The 19,033-nt window shown below is 44.1% G+C and carries 17 protein-coding genes and 1 pseudogene; 9 read left to right on the top strand and 9 right to left on the bottom strand.

Annotated elements, in window-relative coordinates:
* Positions 1-228: 228 nt before the first annotated feature.
* Positions 229-906, bottom strand: a complete 678-nt coding sequence (locus ANSO36C_RS26215; protein WP_251957038.1) for a response regulator transcription factor — start codon at positions 904-906, stop codon at positions 229-231.
* Positions 907-992: 86 nt separating this feature from the next.
* Here ANSO36C_RS26215 and ANSO36C_RS26210 point away from each other — a divergent pair, with 86 nt between their 5' ends.
* Complete coding sequence (locus ANSO36C_RS26210) at positions 993-1,397, top strand: hypothetical protein (protein WP_251957036.1); 405 nt, start codon at positions 993-995, stop codon at positions 1,395-1,397.
* Between the two features lie 50 nt (positions 1,398-1,447).
* Here ANSO36C_RS26210 and ANSO36C_RS26205 read toward each other — a convergent pair whose 3' ends face one another.
* On the bottom strand, positions 1,448-1,711 hold the full coding sequence (locus ANSO36C_RS26205; protein ID WP_251957035.1) for a hypothetical protein: 264 nt from the start codon (positions 1,709-1,711) through the stop codon (positions 1,448-1,450).
* Between the two features lie 283 nt (positions 1,712-1,994).
* Between ANSO36C_RS26205 and ANSO36C_RS26200 the strand changes: the two genes are divergently transcribed.
* Complete coding sequence (locus tag ANSO36C_RS26200; RefSeq protein ID WP_251957034.1) at positions 1,995-3,344, top strand: efflux RND transporter periplasmic adaptor subunit; 1,350 nt, start codon at positions 1,995-1,997, stop codon at positions 3,342-3,344.
* 244 nt (positions 3,345-3,588) lie between these two features.
* The gene (locus ANSO36C_RS26195) at positions 3,589-6,762 is read left to right on the top strand and encodes an efflux RND transporter permease subunit (RefSeq protein ID WP_251957033.1); all 3,174 of its coding nucleotides are present in this window, start codon (positions 3,589-3,591) and stop codon (positions 6,760-6,762) included.
* A 50-nt stretch (positions 6,763-6,812) separates the two neighbouring features.
* On the opposite strand, the gene ANSO36C_RS26190 is transcribed toward ANSO36C_RS26195, so the two are convergent.
* The gene (locus ANSO36C_RS26190; protein ID WP_251957030.1) at positions 6,813-8,882 is read right to left on the bottom strand and encodes a pentapeptide repeat-containing protein; all 2,070 of its coding nucleotides are present in this window, start codon (positions 8,880-8,882) and stop codon (positions 6,813-6,815) included.
* A gap of 169 nt (positions 8,883-9,051) precedes the next feature.
* On the opposite strand from ANSO36C_RS26190, the gene ANSO36C_RS26185 reads away from it, so the two are divergent.
* On the top strand, positions 9,052-9,324 hold the full coding sequence (locus ANSO36C_RS26185; RefSeq protein ID WP_251957028.1) for a hypothetical protein: 273 nt from the start codon (positions 9,052-9,054) through the stop codon (positions 9,322-9,324).
* Positions 9,321-9,602, top strand: coding sequence for a hypothetical protein (locus tag ANSO36C_RS26180; RefSeq protein ID WP_251957026.1), 282 nt, complete (start codon positions 9,321-9,323; stop codon positions 9,600-9,602). The genes ANSO36C_RS26185 and ANSO36C_RS26180 overlap by 4 nt, the downstream gene beginning before the upstream one ends.
* A 293-nt stretch (positions 9,603-9,895) precedes the next feature.
* On the opposite strand, the gene ANSO36C_RS33975 is transcribed toward ANSO36C_RS26180, so the two are convergent.
* The 3 genes from ANSO36C_RS33975 to ANSO36C_RS26170 form a co-directional block, all read right to left on the bottom strand.
* Positions 9,896-10,018 (bottom strand): hypothetical protein, encoded by a 123-nt coding sequence (locus tag ANSO36C_RS33975; RefSeq protein ID WP_267145335.1) that lies wholly within the window; start codon positions 10,016-10,018, stop codon positions 9,896-9,898.
* A gap of 163 nt (positions 10,019-10,181) precedes the next feature.
* Complete coding sequence (locus ANSO36C_RS26175; RefSeq protein WP_251957024.1) at positions 10,182-11,564, bottom strand: carotenoid oxygenase family protein; 1,383 nt, start codon at positions 11,562-11,564, stop codon at positions 10,182-10,184.
* A 173-nt stretch (positions 11,565-11,737) separates the two neighbouring features.
* Positions 11,738-12,739, bottom strand: a complete 1,002-nt coding sequence (locus ANSO36C_RS26170; RefSeq protein WP_251957022.1) for a DUF389 domain-containing protein — start codon at positions 12,737-12,739, stop codon at positions 11,738-11,740.
* A 129-nt stretch (positions 12,740-12,868) separates the two neighbouring features.
* On the opposite strand from ANSO36C_RS26170, the gene ANSO36C_RS26165 reads away from it, so the two are divergent.
* Positions 12,869-14,437: a cation:proton antiporter gene (locus ANSO36C_RS26165; RefSeq protein WP_251957021.1), complete on the top strand. Its 1,569-nt coding sequence runs from the start codon at positions 12,869-12,871 to the stop codon at positions 14,435-14,437.
* A 396-nt stretch (positions 14,438-14,833) separates the two neighbouring features.
* Positions 14,834-14,989: a hypothetical protein gene (locus ANSO36C_RS26160; RefSeq protein ID WP_251957019.1), complete on the top strand. Its 156-nt coding sequence runs from the start codon at positions 14,834-14,836 to the stop codon at positions 14,987-14,989.
* A gap of 8 nt (positions 14,990-14,997) precedes the next feature.
* Here ANSO36C_RS26160 and ANSO36C_RS26155 read toward each other — a convergent pair.
* Positions 14,998-16,061: pseudogene (locus ANSO36C_RS26155) on the bottom strand (ISAzo13 family transposase).
* 236 nt (positions 16,062-16,297) lie between these two features.
* Here ANSO36C_RS26155 and ANSO36C_RS26150 point away from each other — a divergent pair.
* Both ANSO36C_RS26150 and ANSO36C_RS26145 read left to right on the top strand, forming a co-directional pair.
* Positions 16,298-17,353, top strand: coding sequence for an RNA-guided endonuclease InsQ/TnpB family protein (locus ANSO36C_RS26150; protein WP_251957017.1), 1,056 nt, complete (start codon positions 16,298-16,300; stop codon positions 17,351-17,353).
* A 299-nt stretch (positions 17,354-17,652) separates the two neighbouring features.
* Complete coding sequence (locus ANSO36C_RS26145) at positions 17,653-18,333, top strand: glutathione S-transferase family protein (protein WP_251957015.1); 681 nt, start codon at positions 17,653-17,655, stop codon at positions 18,331-18,333.
* A 72-nt stretch (positions 18,334-18,405) separates the two neighbouring features.
* Here the strand turns inward: ANSO36C_RS26145 and ANSO36C_RS33970 are convergent, their stop codons facing one another.
* Together ANSO36C_RS33970 and ANSO36C_RS26140 are read right to left on the bottom strand one after the other, a co-directional pair.
* A complete protein-coding gene (locus ANSO36C_RS33970) occupies positions 18,406-18,531 on the bottom strand; it encodes a hypothetical protein (protein WP_267145334.1) in 126 nt (41 codons plus the stop codon).
* A gap of 137 nt (positions 18,532-18,668) precedes the next feature.
* A complete protein-coding gene (locus tag ANSO36C_RS26140; RefSeq protein WP_251957013.1) occupies positions 18,669-18,944 on the bottom strand; it encodes a ubiquitin-like small modifier protein 1 in 276 nt (91 codons plus the stop codon).
* Positions 18,945-19,033 lie beyond the last annotated feature (89 nt).

Below are 19,033 nucleotides of genomic sequence, written 5' to 3'. Positions count from 1 at the left end.
TAATGAAATTTAGTTGCTTAATCCCGATAAGTTTTATTTATATTATTTCCTACTCTTTTGAGGTTTAAATTGCAAAAGCTTATAGTTAATGTCAAAAAACATGAGTGAAATTAATGTTACTTTTGTTAGACCAAGGGAAAAGCATCATTCCCATTCCAAAACTCCACATTTACGCTTTTCTAAAAACCTGCCCTTGAAAACTGCTCCTTGCCCCCTGCGTTTGACTATTTACAAATTTGGCGGATTTATTCGATAGCCCATCCGATGCACTGTTTCTATCCAATCTTTGACACCAATGGTCTGTAGGCGCTGGCGCAAGCGGCGAACCAAGGTAGTAACCGCGTTACTTTCTGGTTCCTCTCCGCAGCTCCAAAGGGCTTGCTCAATCTGGCTATGAGATAATACTTGCCGGGGATGACGCATTAAATACTCCATCAATTGAAACTCCCGGCTAGAAAGTTGAGTTGTCAACGAACCAAGTTCGAGCGTCAAATTGGATAAATGAAGTTGCAAATCGCCCAAGCTAAGTATATCTCCTTGCCACATAGGCGATCGCCTTCCTAGTGCCCGGACTCGTGCCAATAACTCCAGGACATCCACAGGCTTTACCAAGTAATCATCGGCTCCAGCATCTAAACCTATTACCTTATCTAAAACCGTGTCTTTCGCCGTCAGCATCAATACAGGAGCCAGCTTACCTGCTCGTCGATATACTTGACACAATTCTACGCCACTCACTTTAGGCAACATCCAATCTAGAATCAGCAAGTCATAGTCTTTGCGAAAGGCAAACCATTGTGCTGTTTCCCCATCAGCGATCGCATCGACTGTATGCCCCACCTTCAATAAGGCTGCCCTCAGTGGCTCTAACTGCGATGGATCATCTTCGACTAGTAAGATCAACATCCTATTTGCTCAGGTTGCCGTAATTTTTCCTTGCTAATTTTAGATTAAGGTAAAAGTGACGGGAAACACTCAACCTTATACCTTTCATGCAGCAGCTCCAACTTTTTCAAGCGTTGCGATCATTAGGCTTTGTGTTTTGGTTGTCTTTGCCGTTGATTGGGTTAGTTTTTTGGCTGGGGAGCAACTTTGTCGGAGATCAGATTTTAAGTCGTTCCAACCTCACCAAGAAATATCTGCTAGCAGATACCCAATCGGCACGACAAATTATGAAAAGAATAGTAGCGATCAAAGTCGAAGTTCTCCCCGAAAAAGGAATTTCACGGGTGAACGTTAAAACTAATAACTCAGTTCTCACAAGGATAGTATTTGAATTTCCAATCACAGATATAAGCAAACTTGAAGCCGCTCTTAGTCAGGAATTAGGCTTACCGCGCGATCGGGTTAAAGAACTAATAGTTGAATCCAATGCATTAAGGCAAGAGACGCGATGAATCGCCGTCTTTGTGATGATTTATCGCGTCTTTGTGATCTAGAATTTTCATCAAAAAAAAACCTTAACCGAAATCAAACCGTATTGTCTAACACCCCTCTCCGTTTTTCGAGCTACGGTGGTGTATACAAGTCTCTTAACCTGCACCTTTATTGCATTAACCTGCACCTTTATTGCATTAACCTGCACCTTTATTGCATTAACCTGCACCTTTGTTGCATCAACTTGCACCTTTGTTGCATTGACCTGCACCTTTGTTGCATCAACTTGCACCTTTGTTGCATTGACCTGCACCTTTGTTGCATTGACCTGCAAAAATTAATTTACCCTACACTACGCAGTAAATTTAAAAGATTTGTGTATACACACTAGGCAAACTAGGTGGGGTTCTTATTTTTAATTTATACAAGAGGTCTAATGACCGATGACCATCTTTGACATTTCTTTGTCATATTTATCTAATAAACTACAAAAAAGTAACATAATTTTACTTTTGTCTAAATAATTGACTGTTGATAGCAAACATTTGACTATTCATTGTTCACTTTCAACGGTTAATAGTTAGTACTTAACCCTCAGTAGCCCACCGTTAATCGCTATGGATACTTCTGAAACCGAAGTTTCAAAGGTTGAAACCCAATCAGATAGTTCTGTGCCTTCTGAGTTAGCACCGACTCGTTCGGGTAAACCTTGGTTCTGGAGATTGCTGATTTCATTTTTGGCAACCGGTGGCATTATCCTCTGGCGGATGTTTGCTCCTGGTGGCACACAACCCTCTTCTGTGGCACAACAAGGGTTGCCACCTGCAAAACCAATTGAAACAATCTCCCTCGCAACTGGAAGTGCTACAAGAAGTGTCCAGTTGTTGGGACAAGTAGAAGCCACTCAGCAGTCAACAATCCGCGCTCAAACTAGTGGAATTGTCAAGAAAATTTCAGTGCAACCGGGCGATCGCGTCACAATAGGGATGGCGATCGCATTATTAGATGATACCGATCAGCAATTGGCAATTAGCCAAGCACGAGCGCAACTGGCACAACAGCGCAGCAATTTGGCACGTTTGGAAGTTGGCACTCGTCCTGAAATCATTGCTCAACGGCAAGCGGCTGTCACATCTGCGAAGGCGCGAGAACTGGAAGCACGGGATAACCTAAAACGAACTAGCGATCTTGTGAAAGAGGGTGCTTTATCTCAAAGATTGTTAGTGGAAGCCCAAGCACAATTGAATAGCATTCAAGGAGAACGGTTAGAAGCCGAAGCAGAACTTGCTGAAGCGAAAGCTGGGCCGATTCAAGAAGAAATTGCCGCTCAACGAGCAAATGTAGAAGCAGCCAAAGCCACCTTAGCTCAAGCAGAATTAGCCCAACAGCGCACGCGAATTCTGGCATCGGAATCGGGAATAGTGCAGACTCGTCATATCAGCAATGGTGATTTAGTCCAAAGTTCTGGTGAAATTGTCACCTTAGTAGCAGGCGATCGCTTCGACATTTTCCTAGAGTTACCAGAAGAACTCAGTGGTAAAGTTACCCCAGGGATGACAATCGATCTCACAACTCGCGCCCTACCGCAATGGAAACAACGCGCCACTATTACTGCTGTAGTCCCTTCTGCTGATACAGCCTCTCGTCGCCAGCTTGTGCGTGTCCAAATTAACAAACCCCCATCAGGATTAATACCAGGAATGGCGATCGCAGGCAACCTAAATATGCCCTCGAATCGCTCCAGCTTTGTAGTATCACGAGATGCATTAACCAGAAGACAAAACGAGTGGCTAGTTTTTGCAGTTGCAGATGGCAAAGCTAAACAAACTCCAGTCGAGATGGTTTCTGACATGGGTAAAAATGTCGCAATTTATCATCCCACTTTACGCACCGGTCAACGCATAGTGCTACGTGGCGGTGATGGATTGCAAGATGGTGCGCCTGTAAAGATAGTTGATCCAAATTAAAACAATTCGCAATTCGCAATTCGCAATTCGCAATTACGTTTTGTGTTAGCGCAGCGTTAGCGAGTCTGCGAGCGTCCGGGGATTTAAACCCCCAAAATTGGTTAAAACATCGGTTGCACCACACTTCCATAGACTTCTTGCAGAAGTTGGTTAAAGAGGAAGAATCGTCTCTTTCTCCTTTAACCTTTCCTTCAAAATATTGGATAACCCAGTTTAGATATAATTTTCTGAATTACGAATTAATATGAACTTTATTGAAACCGCCGTTCGTTGGCGACATGGAACTTTTGTTTTGTTTTGCTTGCTAGCAATGTTTGGGGTATTCTCCCTACTAAAGTTACCCCTAGAATTGCAGCCAGGAGGCGATCGCCCAGAAATTACGATCACAACTACATATCCCGGCGCAGGCCCAACAGAAGTAGAAGACTTAATTACCCGCCCCATCGAAGAACAGATGGAAGAGGTGCTAGGTGTCCAAGAAATTAGCAGTACTTCTCGTGCTGGACGCAGCAGCATTACCTTGGAATTTGCTCAGGATGCCAACGCCAGAGAGCGGATGGTAGATGTTCTCAACCGCTTGCAACAGGTGGAAAGCTTGCCGCCAGAAGCTCAAGAATCGAGTGTAGAACTGGTAGGTGGTAACAGTTCGCCGATGATGTGGATTCCCTTTGATACCAAAGACGGATTTAAACCGGATGCAGACCGTTATCGGGATTTAGCAGAAGAAGTGGTAATTCCCCGTTTGCGGCGAGTCGAGGGAACTGGACAATTTTTGTTAGTAGGTGGACAAGAACGAGAAGTAGAGGTGAAGGTTGATCCGAAAGCATTAAGCGATCGCAACCTCGCAATTGGCGATGTAGTCCGAGTTCTTCAAGAAAACAACCGCGATATTCGGGGTGGGCCATTAATTTTGGGACGACGGGAATATCGAGTCCGCACAATCAGCAGATCGCAAGATTTATCACAAATTGAAGGTTTTGTGCTGCGACGTGACCAATCGGGCACTGTTTACTTGCGAGATGTAGCAACAGTCCAGATGGGACGCAAACCCCAAGATGGGGCGTTGGTGTTCAACGGCAAACCTGGGACAGCAGTCGGTGTAATTCGGCAAATTGGGGCGAATGTGCCAGAGGTGGCTAAAGGCATTCGGGCGGAAATTGCTGCACTGCAAACTGAATTTGATCGGCAAAACCAAGGGATTCGCTTTGTCTACAACTACGATGAGAGCCAGTATATCAATCAATCCATTGAATTTGTCCAAGGCAACTTAATTAGTGGGGCGCTATTAGCAACCATTGTCTTGGTTCTGTTCCTTGGCTCCATGCGTACCGTTGCAGTGGTGGCAATTACAATTCCCATTACACTGATTATGGTGTTTATTGTCATGTCTGCATTTGGACGCACATTAAACATTATCAGTTTGGCGGGATTAGCGTTTGCAGTGGGTATGGTTGTAGATAATGCGATCGTCGTAATAGAGAATGTTTTCACCCACATGCAGCAAGGTAAAAGTGCCATGCGAGCAGCCATTGAAGGGACTCAGGAAGTTTGGGGCGCAATGCTTGGTTCCACCTTAACCAACGTAGTGGTTTTTGTACCCTTGTTAATGGTGACGGGTGAAGCAGGACAACTTTATGCTGATATGGCGATCGCTCTTTCTGCCTCTTCTCTATTCTCGCTGTTTGCAGCATTAACTTTAGTCCCAATGCTATCAGGTTTGTTCCTCAAGCAATCGGAAGCGATGCAAATGATGGAGGGTGGTGAATATCGGGGCGGTAATTGGTTTGAACGGATGGTAGCCAAAACCTCTGCGGTTTTCCGTCATTTCCAAACCAAACTGGAAAACTTTCTCGTCGCTACTGTTAGTTGGTCACTGGGGCGTAAGCGGATTGGGCGCAGATTAATTGTGCTGTCGATTCCGATTGTTTTACTCGTGGTTAGTATTTTTCTCTTACCACCTGCCGATTATTTACCAGAAGGAAATCGTAACTTAGTTGTACTACGGGCGGAACCGTTACCGGGAACCAGTATACCCGAAGCGATTCGGCAATCTGAACCTATACAGAAATTTCTGCGATCGCAACCAGAAGTTGAGCGCATCATGTATGTTGACCGTCCAGGGGCGCTGCGAGGTATTGCAACTATTTTAAAACCAGAATTTGCCACGACTACCGGACTCGCTGATATGGTGGATCGGTTACGCGCCCAAAGTAGTAACTTTGCTGGATACCGCTTTGTCATCCCAACACGGATTTCTATCTTCCGCGATCCGGGTAAAGAATTTGAAGTGGATATTGTTGGCGCTGATTTAAACCAAATTGGTGACTTAGAAAAGCAAATTACCGGCAAATTGCGATCGCTTGCTGGGGTTCAGAATGTGCGCTCAAACTTTGTATTGGGTGCAGGAGAATTACAAGTGATTCCCAACCGCGAACGCATTGCGGAAGTGGGACTTTCGGAAGCAGAAATTGGTTCAATGGTAGAAGCAGCCTTGGGTGGACGAGTTGCTTCCGATTACATTGATGGCAAAGAAGAATTAGATGTTTCAGTGGAACTGCAAAATACTGCTGTGGAAACGCCAGAACAACTGCGCCAATTGCCTTTATATGCGCGGGGACGACAAGTACAACTGGGAGATATTGCCGAAGTTCGTGAAACAACGGGAGCCGATGCCATTAACCACGTCAATTTAGAGCGCTCAATTAGCCTCACTGTTTCTCTTGCACCCGATGCCCCTCTTGCTACGCTGGTAGAACGTACCGAAGAAGAAATTCTGAATCCTCTGCGTGCTACCTTACCAACAGGCTATCGGCTAGAACTGGCAGGTTCAGCAGATCAGTTAGCAACAACTGTTGGTCAATTAGCTGCTGCCTTTGCATTTTCGATTTTGATTACTTACTTGTTACTGGTGGCGTTGTATCGCTCATTCCTTTACCCAGTGGTGATTATGGCAACAGTGCCGATGGGTATGAGTGGCGCACTATTGAGTTTAGTGATTGCCAACATGATTCCGGGAATGAATGTGGCATTGGATATGATTACAGCTTTGGGATTTGTGATCCTTACAGGTGTGGTTGTTAACAACGCCATTCTACTAGTCGATCGCGCCTTGCAACTCCAGCAATCAGGTGAAGATTTTGATGCATCCTTATATAATGCGACGAGCGATCGCTTACGTGCAATTTTCATGTCTGCTGGAACTAGTGTATTGGGGATGTTACCCCTAGCTGTTTTACCAGGTCAAGGTTCAGAGTTATATCAGGGGTTGGGTATTGTCTTAACAGGTGGTCTAGCTTTTTCTACTATTTTGACTCCTACTGTTGTACCTGCACTGATGGGTTTACTACATGATATCTCTGGACGGAAATCGCCGCGATCGCCAGCTGCAAAACAGCCGGACAAACTAGCTACTAACTAGTAATAATTCGCCAATCTACGAAGCTTTGACACTAAAGGATAATTGCAAAATTATCCTAAGCTGAATAGCTTGGCGATCGCAGGTAATAATTTATTACCCGCTTCAACCAGGGAGGCGACAGCGGGTAAGCCAGAAAATATTCCTTTCAACATTGTGATTGCGGTTTTTGCAGTCTTTTGCTTGGTGGATTCTTGAGGAGTTTTACCAGCTTCAGCTAAAGCTTTCACCTGTTCCAGCGCCTCAGCTTTTTCTTCTTCTGACAAATATGTGGATTGGATGATTGCATCTTGCAACTGCGACAATAATTCTTTAATTCCTGGTTTCTCGGCATCGGTTGCATCAGGTAGCTGAGTGAGGGCAATACTCACGTTACCGCTAATGTTTCCTAGATTAGCAATAGAATTATTGCCAGCGATACCGCTAACATTACTGCTACCTTCAATATTGATGCCGCTGATATCTGACATATTTGTATCTCCTTGTGTATAAAATTTAGGCTGCCCAAGTGCGGTTGTGAGCATATTTTTTAAATCACTAACATAACTATCTTTTTCTATCAGCAATAATTGCTGACTCTGCGATAACGCTTTAAGTTGATTATAGTCATCAAAATATTCTGCACTTAATTGAGATTTATCGCTACCTGCGGCGGTTTTGGCTCTAAGTAAGATTTTATCATCGCCGCGTTTCTCCATTGCCACGATTTCTAACTCGGCTTCGGGATGGTTTTCGGCAAGGTTTTTGAAGGCGATCGCAACAGCGCGAGGGTCAACGCCTTGATTATGATAAAGGTCGAGGGTGTCAAAAATTGGCTGGATAAAGTCGGCAAAGTCGCCGTCTGCAAATACTTCTTGTTTATTATCAGGTTTGCGGAGCGGGTCGGGGTCTTCTTTGGTGGGTAAGCGCATGAAGACATATTCACACCTCACCCCATGCAATTTAGTTGTATTTGTAATGCCCCAATCTTCGATGTACGCGCCTGTGAGGGTTGCACCTGTTAAATCTGTGCCGTCTAGTTGGGTTTGCTTGAGCTTTGCTCTTGACAAATCAGCATCTTGCAAATTGGCTTCACTGAGGTCAGCGCCAATAAAGCTGGCATCTGCTAGGTTAGCTTTTTTTAAGTTGATACCCCGCAGGTTTTCACGGTAAAAATTCTTATCCTGTCCCTGTCCTGTAACCAGCAGTTGACGTACTTGTGTGTTTTGCAGATAAGTTGAGCCAGGACGAACACGGTCAAGCATTTTGGCTTGATGCCAACGGCTACAGATAAGAATAGTGTTTCGGAAATCTGTACTTTTGAGCGTAGCTTGGGTAAAGTCAGCATTGGTTAAGTTAGCGCCACGAAAACTTGTACCTCCTGTTGCAGCAAAGGCGATCGCAATATTGCGAATTAAGGAGTGTTTTTGATCTCCTTTCATGGCTCGCCAGCTGATGTAGATACCAAATAACGTTCCGGTGACGGCTGCGGCTGCGGCTCCGGCTGCGGCGACGGCGACGGCTCCGGCGAAAACTCCGGCGAAGGCTGCGGTGACGGCGAAGGCGACGGCTGGGGCGACGGCGAAGGCGACAGCGAAGGCTCCGGCGAAAGCTCCAACGACGGCTGCGGCTCCGGCTGCGGCTGCGGCTGCGGCTCCGGCGAAGGCGACGGCTGCGGCTCCGGCTGCGACGACGACGAAGGCTCCGGCTGCGAGTCCAGCGACGGCGAAGGTTGCGACGACGGTTGCGGCGACGGCGAAAGCGAAGGCGAAGGCGACGGCTCCTAAACCAGATATTATTCCTTGGCGAATCGTGATGAAGAAAAAGGCAATCAATGTGACTAGAGCAACCCAGCCCCCAATCTGGTCATTACTGGATGAGCTAAATATCAGCGACACCAAGTAACCATTGACAGCCCAAAGAAATCCTGACAGTCCCGACAATAAGAATGAGATAATAACTAAACCAATAGCCCAACGCCGTTGCAGTCCAGCTTTGGCATGGCTGAAGTTTGCCCCTGTCAGGTTGGCGTTGGTGAAGTTTGCTCCTCGGATGTCGGCATAGCTAAAGTTTGCACCCGCAAGGTCTTTTCTACCTTTGAAGTTGCGTCCTCGGAGATTTTGACCGGAGAAGTCTAAAGCCATGTTCCACTTTACGGAGGTGAGCAAATTTTACTACACGCTCACTCCTGTAAATTCAAGAATAGTTTAAATATATTTCTAAGTTGAGGTTAAAAGGTGCAACTTCAAAGCTGAAAGACGCCAACATTCAGGCACTACAATGCTTTAAGAAGCAAAAGTAGGTGTAATTGTAATGCAATCAATTTTCTGGAGTGTAGAAGAAGTAGCCTTCAGAGCTAAACAGTTTTACGAAAACGGTATTCGTCAAAATGTCGAGTCTGGTGACAATATCGGCAAGATGATTGTAATTGATGCAGAAACTGGTGAATATGGTATAGATCCAACTGGTGTAGAGACAGCCTTAAAGTTAAAACAGAAAAACCCGAACGCGAGATTGTTTACTATACGGATTGGTTATGACGTTGCTGTAAGTTTTGGTGGTGCGATGGAGCGTACTGCTGAATGATTTATGGCCAAGTAATCGATGGTAGGGTAATAATTCCAGTGGTTTTTCGTTTACCTTCGCAACCAGATTTTTCTCTAGATTTTGTCATTGATACTGGATTTAATGACCATGCAACAAAGGTGCGAGTTGATGCAACAAAGGTGCGAGTCGATGCAACAAAGGTGCGAGTCGATGCAACAAAGGTGCAGGGCGATGCATCAAAGGTGCAAGTCGATGCATCAAAGGTGCAGGGCGATGCATCAAAGGTGCAGATCAAGAGACTTGTGTGTACACCGTAGCCTTTTTAAGGGGGTTAGGGGGGATCTAAAGTGCCTAAAGTCACAGCAAAACACTTTTCAAACAACCTCTAAAGCCATGTTTCACTTTACGGAGGTGAGCAAATTTTACTAAACCTCGCCCCTGTAAATTCAAGAATAGTTTAAATATATTTCTAAGTTGAGGCTAAAAGGCTCAACGTCGAGGCTAATACCAATTTGAAAAAAGAATGCGACAGATGGGTAGGGGCACAACATTGTTCATTAGTGTTAACTTAACCTGAAAGCCTGTCTAGAAAAAGCTTTTACATATTGTCTCATTGTCTCGTTCCCCAGTCTCCGACTGGGAATGCCATCTTAGAGGCTCCGCCTCCTTTGCTGGCGGCAGAGCCGCCAAGAGCAGCATTTCCAGCCCAGAGGCTGGAAACGAGATTTGACAAAGCTTTTAGCTTAAGTTGACACGTATGAACATTGTTGTGCCCTTACAAATAATTGATGTGTCGCAAACATTATTTAAATTGGTATAAAAGGCTCAACGTCGAGGTTCAAAGACGCGATTCATCGCGTATCTTGCCTTAACCGAACAGTATTGTCTACCTAACGTTATTTCCCTGCAACCCAAGTACCATGAAACCCATAAGGAACCCGTTGAGGAATTATCACCCGCGCTACGGGTTCAGCCGTTATATCTTGAGCATTCACCACTACCAACTCTGAAGTATTTGAACTTTCATCATAGACAAAAGTCAGAAGCCAACCATCATCTTCAGCCGTTGCACCAGGACGCGGCGCAAATAGTGCTTCGCTGCCATAGCGTCCCCGTCCGTGTTGGTGGATTTGGGATTTTCCACTGCTGAAATCGTATTTGATAATACTTTCAAATAAAGGTACGGGAGTGTACTTTATTTTGTTGGTGTAGCCATATCGGGTTTGTCGCCCCAATAGGTTTTCGTTGACGCGGGGAAATTCTGAAACTACATCATCCAACATTTCTTCGTGTACTGTTCCTGTGCTGAGGTTAAATCGCCAACGGTACAGGCGGGGAATATCTGCGTCTGGATCGGGTTGCGAATCACTAGAAATCAAGAGGTTAGTAGAACTCAGGCGACAAGCAATCAGTACTACTTCGTCTCCCTCTTCGTAGGCATTGAGGGTATGGAAGACGTAGCAAGGGGAACTTTCAAACCATCGGATATTACTGTTATCACCGTGACGTGGTACAATCCCAAAACGACTGGAGCGATCGCGCTCAAACATCATCACAGGTTCTCCTCGTTGCGCTCTTTTAAGGTTAAAAGTCAACGGCAAATCCATGAAAATCGTGTAGTTTTCAGTGATGGCGAAATCATGCATCATTACCCCTATTGGCAAGTCAATTGGCACTGTCCGCAACAGTTCCTCTTGTGCTGAAACCACACTATATTGCAGGTACGGTGGCACGATGGGAGAGTAGCCAAAGAAGATCATTTCCCCTGTAACCGGGTCTACTTTGGGATGGGCTGTGAAGGCAGAAACCAGCTTGCCATTGTAGGTATACTCGCCAATAGTATCTAATTCAGGAAGCTTGATGGCGTGAGGTTTACCCCCCTCATTTAGCGCCAACATCTTACCAGCGTGCCAGACTAAAGCAGTGTTGGCAGTGTTTTTGCCGGGGCCGTGGGGGTTATCCATCTGTGGTGGTTCTAAAAACCCACTCCAGAAAGCCTTACCCGCTTCTCGTTCTTTTTTCCATCCGGCTGTCTGGACGTAGCGGTTACGATAAGTGGCTACGCCGTTGCTAATTTGCACACCATGTAACATCCCATCTCCATCAAACCAGTGATATTGACCGATGGGTTTCCATTGAGGGTTAGGGCCATTCCGTATAAACATCCCCGATAGCTCAAGGGGTAATTCACCAATGACTGACAATTTGTCGGTGGTGATTTCTTCATGAACTGGAGCGAAATTGCGATCAAGATACGGATTGATTGCTATTGTTACCATTATGCTGATTTAACTGTAAATTTAGGTTTGCAATTATGGTTAATCATTTTCTAATTTTAACAATTCTTCATCAAGCGAAGATGATCGTTAGATTCTTCCTCCCCTGCTTCCCCTGCTCACCAAAGCAATGGGTATTTTTTTAGTTGGAAGTCCCTTAACCCAAGCATATTGCTTTAGAGTGTGGGTTCAGAACTTCTAATTTCCTCTACTTGACCAACTTCAAAAATTAGAGTGAATGTTTGCCCCATCTCTCGCTTGACAAATTCTTCTAATAATTCTACTTGCCGGGGTGTGACAGGTTCTTTTGCCCGGACGCTCAAACGCACTTCTGGAGGATTTGTCAACCAGTTGGTATTGCTATTGAGTAACTGCAATCGCCCAAAGGTGACAGTTCGGTTTAATAATGCCCGTCGTAGACTGGTTTCTAGTTGTGCTTGTCGTACAAGTCGGGCAAAGCTGACTCCCAAGGGAATTAGCAAGATAGCTGTCAAAGCCATAGTCCAAATTAGGGGCTTATGTGCCCGCGCCATTGAAGTGTAACCCGCTACTAAGAACGTCACCATACAGGAGAGAGCAATACCTAATAAGTTGGTGAGATAAAGTAGGGTTGCCCCGAAACTGAGTGACCAATTTCCTTGTGCCAAGCCTAAGCCAATCACACAAATGGGGGGCATAAGGGCAACAGCGATCGCAGTTCCCGCTAAACTAGTAGAAATTTTTGTTTCAATTTTAGCGTAGCCACTGATACCACCAGCCGCTACCGCAATTCCCAAATCTAATAATGTTGGCCTTGAACGAGCTAGCACCTCACTACCGTAGCTGGGCAATCCCACTAGCCAACCCAGAGAAAAGGCGATCGCCACTGCTAAAACTGTGCCCACTACTACAGCTATTACACCCTTGCGAAACAAGGTAATATCTGCCTGCAAAGCCCCAAAAGCTAAACCCCGAATCGGCAACATTAGGGGGGCAATAATCATCGCGCCAATAATCACAGCCGCACTGTTGGACAATAAACCTAAAGTAGCGATCGCACAGGAGCTAGTAATCAAAATTATGTAAGCTGAGTCTAGGGTTGATTCTGCCAGCAAGTCTGTATGTAGCTCTTGGAGTTGTTCCGGGTGCGAACCCCGGCGGCGGAAATTTTTAAAGCGATCTCGAATGTTATTACCCAAGACTTTCCTCCTAAATACTCGGTTAACTGTAAAATATTCAATCTCTGCTATTAAAGCCTTACATTAAGCCGATGTCATCTGAAAATAATCAGATGATGATAAATGCAAAGTTATATCAGGAATTTCTCTATGGTGCTTGAATCCGCGATCGCAGAGGAAGTGATTACAAACAATCTCAAGCAGTTTCTGTTGGTACTTTCGGTATCTTTAGGTGTGGCGACACTACCGCAGATATTTAGCTGGTTTCGCAATATACCTTACACCTTACTACTGGTGATTGTCGGCTTAGGTTTGGCGTTGGTGGATGTCCGTTTAGTAACCCTTTCTCCCGAATTAATTTTGTTCATTTTTTTACCACCACTGCTATTTGAAGCCGCCTGGAATTTGAAATGGTCGGAACTGAAGCGGGATTTAGTGCCAATTTGCTTGTATGCAGTGTTTGGGGTGTTAATTGCGATCGCCGGAGTAGCGATCGCTCTCAATCAACTTGTTGGCATTTCTCTAACTACAGCTTTACTCATTGCAGCCAGTCTATCTGCAACTGACCCTGTTTCTGTCACCGCTTTGTTTCGGCAACTCGGCGTAGGTAGTCGTCTTACCACCTTAATGGAAGGCGAAAGCTTGTTTAATGATGGCATGGCTGTAGTTGCCTTTAGTTTTTTGGTGGCCTTATCTTTGGGAACTGTGGAATTGGAATTCCAGCCAATTTTATTGCAGTTATTTACAGTTGTTGGCATCGGTGTAGCGGTGGGAGCTTTTATCGGATTTGGTATTTCCTACCTTACCCAGCGCTTCGATTTACCTTTAGTGGAACAATCCTTAACTTTGGTTTCCGCTTATGGCACTTACCTGATTATTGAAGACTTGGGCGGTTCTGGGGTAATTGGAGTTGTCACCACAGGTTTGATTTTAGGCAACTTTGGTTCTCGTATTGGCATGAATCCCCGCACCCGGATTATTGTTTCTGAATTTTGGGAATTTTTGGCATTCTTTGTTAACTCCATTGTCTTCCTGCTAATTGGCGACCAAATACGCTTTGCTAGTTTAGGCGAAAATCTGCAAATCATCATGGTGACAGTGGTAGCCATGATTTTAATGCGGGCAGTTGCTATTTTTATTCTCAGCAAATTGAGTACTAGCATCACCAAATCGGACATTTCGTTACCAGAACAAACTATCCTCTGGTGGGGTGGGTTACGTGGTTCCGTCTCCATTGCCCTGGCATTGAGTGTACCAGTAACATTACCAGAGCGAGAAAAAATCATTGCAACGGTATTTGGAGTAGTTTTATTTACTCTACTTGTCCAAGGATTAACCATCAAACCATTGCTAGAAAAACTCAATTTGCTAGGCGATGCACCCTTACGTGAGCAATATTTAGAATTCGTTGCCCGTCATGTTGCCTTAGAACGCGTTCTAGAACATCTCCAGGCAGATAAACGCCCTGGCATTGATCCAGAGTTTCGTCGTTATCAAGAAACATTGATCAAAGGCGAACTTGCAGATTTACGGATAGAAATTGACAAATTACAGGATGAGTACCCCAATCTTCAAAGCTTTACAACTGAACAATTCCGAGGAGAACTGCTGGCAATTGAAGCCGATACTTATGCAGAATTTGTCAAGTCTGGTCGCTTAAATAAAGAATTAGCGTCTATGCTTGAGGATGTTTTGCAGAATAATCAAAAAGAAGGTTGACCTGTTGTATAACGGAGTGTTAGGCGTTTTTCTGACACAGCGTATTTCAGGTAAATGAAGTATGGGGGTAGGGGCACAATAATATGTTGTGCCCCTACGATTATCTGTAGCTCACGCCTGTTGCAATCTGCTGTATTTCGGGACTCAGCATCCCACAATATACGCCTAACAATCCTTACAGTAGAATTTCACCTATTTCCGCAAGGAGGCTCACACTGAAACGGTACTCCGTTTCAGTGTTGAGAGGAATTGCGGGGGAAAAGCGAAACATCCCTTGACCAATACTGAGCGTCAGCGAAGTTAGGGAGAGGGATAGTTGAGCTTTTCCCAAACAAATGTTTGGTACAACACGACTATTTTGAATGTATTATATTCACATGTGATTAGGTCGAAGTCATGGAACAAGTATTGACGCTAGTTTGCAAACTCAACCCCTCTCAAAGACAGGCAGAAGAAATCGAACTGGTACTAAAAGCTTTTGCTGATGCGTGTAACTACGCCAACGAAAAAGTTAAGTCTCAAATAACCAGTAAGGGACTTGCAAGAAAATAAAGTACCAGCTAAACAGGGACAATAGTAATATCCCATTTGGGTAATGTTTCAGAACGCTGCCATTGGGGTTGGTATTGTTCTAACTCTTGCGAGAGAACCTTGATTCCTTTGTGATATGTGGTTTGAACCAGATGTACAATGGGAGCAATTCCTTTCCAAGTCATATTGGCGGCCCATTGTGCTGCGGCGGCAACAGAATCTAAAATCGCACCATTCCAATAGTTCTCCAAGGCAGCCCAACACCGCTCTATTGGATTGTACTTGCTATGGTAAGGGGGATAATAAATCAGTCGAATTTTTAAATTAATTGCACAAGACAACTCAACCATGCGTTTGATAAATTGTGTGCGGTTACTGCGAGTAGCGGCACCGCCATCAAGATCAATCACCCACTCATCAAGTTCCAGGTAATTGTGTTGATTCTCATGCCACCAAGCGGTTAAACAATCGACGATAAAATCACTGGTTTCCGCCGACTGACCCAAGTAAATCGATAGCTGGTCATTATGTGTATTGAGAATGCCAAAGGGAACTAAGACTGATGACCACTGTGTATCGTGGTCATCAGCAGCTTTCGCCTCCATTGTCCGAGCTTTACCGCCTCTAGAAAGGTTGCCAATCTTCACCTTAGCTTTAGTATCTATAGACACTCGCAACGATTTGGGGTTTTCATCTGATGCCTGATTCTCCCGGAACACATTCTCGAAAATGGCATCAGTTTGCGGAATCTTTTTCAAGGGTTTCGTTTTTTGTGTTTTTTTAGGCGATACCCTAAGCGATTGAGAATTTCTCCACAAGTTTGACGAGATGGCAATTCGCTCTCGTTATAGCCATGAACACTTACTAATGCTTCTCTTACTGCTCTGGCACTAATGCGGGCATACAGAAAGGTCGATTGAAATTTAGGGTCGGCTTGAGCTTGAGCATCCACCAATGAACGAATATCTGCTTCTAAGTTGGGCAATACCTCAATACTATTGTGTCGTCCCCTTGCCTGATAATTCTCTACACAGACTATCCCCGTCCGCCTTTCATGCAAGCCGAGTTGCACACTCTGGCGATTCCATCCCATAACGGTTTCTGCAATGCGTGCTGAACTATCGAAGTAATCTTCGGTAACTTTTGCCATGAAATCTCGTTTGCGATTGCTAGTCAGTTTCTGTGCTGCATCTTTAAAGGTCGATTTGATGGTGTCGGTGAGCATGAATTGAGGGATTCCCATTCTAGATATTTAAACTAGGCGCGGACAGTTCACCGCTTCTTCTCTTCTAGAATGGCTGGTATTTTATTTTCTTGCAAGTCCCTAAGATGACTATTCAAAATCTGGTTTATAACGAGATTCGCGCTTTTTTTGGGTTAAGCGCAAATTTAGCTGTTCGTGCTTGTGCCAGAGTTGGAGCTAATCGCAAAACTGCCAAACAAAAAGACAAGCCAGTTAAAACATTTAAGCCAACATCGGCTGATTATGATGCCAGAATTTTCTCATTTAGAGAGAAAGACTGGACTGTTAGCTTAACTCTGACTAATGGCAGAGAACACATCAAAATTGATGCTGGTAATTACCAAAGAGGTAAATTAAAAGGCAGAAAGCCAACATCGGCACAACTATGCAAGCATCGTGATGGTAACTACTATATCCACATCCAAATCAAGGATGAGCCACTAACACTAATCAAATCAACTAATGTAATTGGTGTTGATTTTGGGCGCAGAGACATTGCTGTAACTAGCAATAATGATAAGTGGGATGGAAAGCAAATTAACGATATTAGAGACAGATTTTCTAGAGTGAGAAGTTCTTTCCAAAGGAAAGCCACGAAAGGCACAAGGTCTACTCGCCGCAGAGCAAAACAGACTTTGAAACGGTTGTCGGGGAAGGAGAGAAGATTTCAACAATGGCTAAACCACAACATTAGCAAGTCCATTATTCAGGACGCATTAAAAAATAATGCAGCAGTGGCAATTGAAGACTTAACGGGTATTCGTGAAAGAACTAATCAAAAGCCAAGAAACAAAACAGAGCGTAGGCGTTCAAATTCTTGGTCTTTCTATCAATTAAGGTCTTTTTTGGAATACAAAGGCATCCAATTTGGAGTAGAAGTAATTGCTGTTCCTCCAGCATGGACTAGTCTTACTTGTCATCAATGCCTACATATTGGACTGCGTTCTGATAAGCGTTTCAGATGTACTAATGAGGCTTGTTCTTGGAGTGGTGACGCTGATTTAAACGGAGCAAAGAATATTGCTACTATTGGGGCGAATCTTGTAAACTCGCCCAGAGGCTCGAACTGTTTGTGCTGTAAACTCAGTGTAGATAGTTCAGGGCTACTAAAAGCCTACACTGTACGCGAAGCGTCAGTGTAGGTAGTTTACTTACTTAAGCTAGATTTAGTTACCCAACTTCTTCAATAAGTTGTGTATCTGGGCAGCAACTTTTGCTCAAGTAAAGACATAAGTAAAATTGTCAAAATTTCTTAAATCAAGAAAAAAGCGTAAAAATTTGTAGATAAATCTAACAGTCTTTCCTCTAGCCCTCAGTATGTTTACTAGAATTCTATTGTTCTGCTAACATCAAACAGCGATCGCGCTAATGTTTTTTAAATCTTGCCAATCCTCAATCCCTAATTCCAGACTATCGACATTCAAAAATATCGGTGAGTGTGATGCCAAAAATTATCCTGCATCAATGGGAAGTTTCTCCCTTTTGTAACAAGGTTCGTAAGATTCTCAAATACAAACATCTTGCCTATTCTGTCGTTAACTATAACGGTCTGCTGGCAGTAGCAGCTTCACGATTGTCATCTGCGGGAAAGCTTCCCGTGATTGAATACGATGGCGAGAAGGTTCAAGACAGCTCGGATATTGCAGAATTTCTGGAAGCCCGACACCCACAACATCCACTTTACCCCGCAGACAGCAAAGATTTAGCACAAGCCTATTTTTGGGAAGACTGGGCAGATGAATCATTGTACTGGTTTGAAGTATATTTTCGCTTCCGCTATCCAGATGCTCTCCAGCTAGCGACCAGCTTACTGTGTAAAGGACGATCAAAGTTTGAGCAAGTAATTTTTGCTCCTCTAGCCCGCTACACTTATGAAAGGCAACTGAATGCTCAAGGAATTGGTCGCATCGACAAGAACCGCGTTGAAAAAAAGTTTTTTGCCCATATAGGCAACTTTGAAACCATCCTCAGCCAGCAAGATTGGTTGGTGGGAAACCATCAAACTATAGCGGATCTAGCTGTAGCTGCACAAATAGATGAAATACTTCGCACCAGTCCGCTTAAAGAGCGGATATTATCATATTCTCATGTCAAATCTTGGCTAGAACGTATCCAATCCTAATTTTGAGAAGACTATAAAAGCTAAATATTTGCAGCCATAAACCCAAAAGTAAATTTATACATTCACTATCAATTACAAAACTATTTTGGGATTATGGTTCAAACAACACAGGCTAAAGAAATTATCCTGCTTGATACCATTTAACGAAAATCCTGGCGATCGCTTGTGGTCTGGATTTTCTACCCGTGCCTTGCTCATCACTTTTTTCCTAGAAATGTACCTCTTGAGTACATTACCTTTTTCTTAAGTTGTCACCAATAGTCGGAGACTCTTAACGAGGTAATGTTTCAAGAGGTTGTCTAGTCAGGCTTCTAGTGGATTTCGTGTTTTCTGCATTAACCACCAGCGACAGCTGGGACAATACTTACCTCGTCGCCATCTTTAAGAGTTGTGTTAATACCATCTAAATGGCGGATATCTTCGCTATCTACGTAAAAATTTACAAATCGACGTAGCTTGCCTTCTTCATCGCACAAACGCGATTTAATACCAGGAAAGCTTTGTTCTAAGGATTCCAACAATTCAGCAATGGTGCTACCGTTGGATTCTAGAGTAGCTTGATTATTAGTAAAACTCTGAAGAGTCGTCGGAACTAAAACTTTTACAGCCATAGAAGTAAGTACAAAGTGAAGAATGAAGAGTGAGAAGTTAGGAGCTAGGAATAAACTTAAGAGTTATAAATCAAAAAACTTATAACTCT

It is taken from the genome of Nostoc cf. commune SO-36 (assembly GCF_023734775.1).
In the GTDB taxonomy this organism is placed as follows: Bacteria; Cyanobacteriota; Cyanobacteriia; order Cyanobacteriales; family Nostocaceae; genus Nostoc; species Nostoc commune_A.
Note: the sequence above shows the minus strand (reverse complement) of the source record. Positions and strands in the feature narration are given on the sequence as shown.

Coding starts and splice junctions, on each gene's coding strand:
- ANSO36C_RS26215 (WP_251957038.1), bottom strand. CDS start 906: ATGTTGATCTTACTAGTCGAAGATGATCCATCGCAGTTAGAGCCACTG.
- ANSO36C_RS26210 (WP_251957036.1), top strand. CDS start 993: ATGCAGCAGCTCCAACTTTTTCAAGCGTTGCGATCATTAGGCTTTGTG.
- ANSO36C_RS26200 (WP_251957034.1), top strand. CDS start 1,995: ATGGATACTTCTGAAACCGAAGTTTCAAAGGTTGAAACCCAATCAGAT.
- ANSO36C_RS26195 (WP_251957033.1), top strand. CDS start 3,589: ATGAACTTTATTGAAACCGCCGTTCGTTGGCGACATGGAACTTTTGTT.
- ANSO36C_RS26190 (WP_251957030.1), bottom strand. CDS start 8,882: ATGGCTTTAGACTTCTCCGGTCAAAATCTCCGAGGACGCAACTTCAAA.
- ANSO36C_RS26185 (WP_251957028.1), top strand. CDS start 9,052: ATGCAATCAATTTTCTGGAGTGTAGAAGAAGTAGCCTTCAGAGCTAAA.
- ANSO36C_RS26180 (WP_251957026.1), top strand. CDS start 9,321: ATGATTTATGGCCAAGTAATCGATGGTAGGGTAATAATTCCAGTGGTT.
- ANSO36C_RS26175 (WP_251957024.1), bottom strand. CDS start 11,564: ATGGTAACAATAGCAATCAATCCGTATCTTGATCGCAATTTCGCTCCA.
- ANSO36C_RS26165 (WP_251957021.1), top strand. CDS start 12,869: ATGGTGCTTGAATCCGCGATCGCAGAGGAAGTGATTACAAACAATCTC.
- ANSO36C_RS26160 (WP_251957019.1), top strand. CDS start 14,834: ATGGAACAAGTATTGACGCTAGTTTGCAAACTCAACCCCTCTCAAAGA.
- ANSO36C_RS26150 (WP_251957017.1), top strand. CDS start 16,298: ATGACTATTCAAAATCTGGTTTATAACGAGATTCGCGCTTTTTTTGGG.
- ANSO36C_RS26145 (WP_251957015.1), top strand. CDS start 17,653: ATGCCAAAAATTATCCTGCATCAATGGGAAGTTTCTCCCTTTTGTAAC.
- ANSO36C_RS33970 (WP_267145334.1), bottom strand. CDS start 18,531: ATGAGCAAGGCACGGGTAGAAAATCCAGACCACAAGCGATCGCCAGGA.
- ANSO36C_RS26140 (WP_251957013.1), bottom strand. CDS start 18,944: ATGGCTGTAAAAGTTTTAGTTCCGACGACTCTTCAGAGTTTTACTAAT.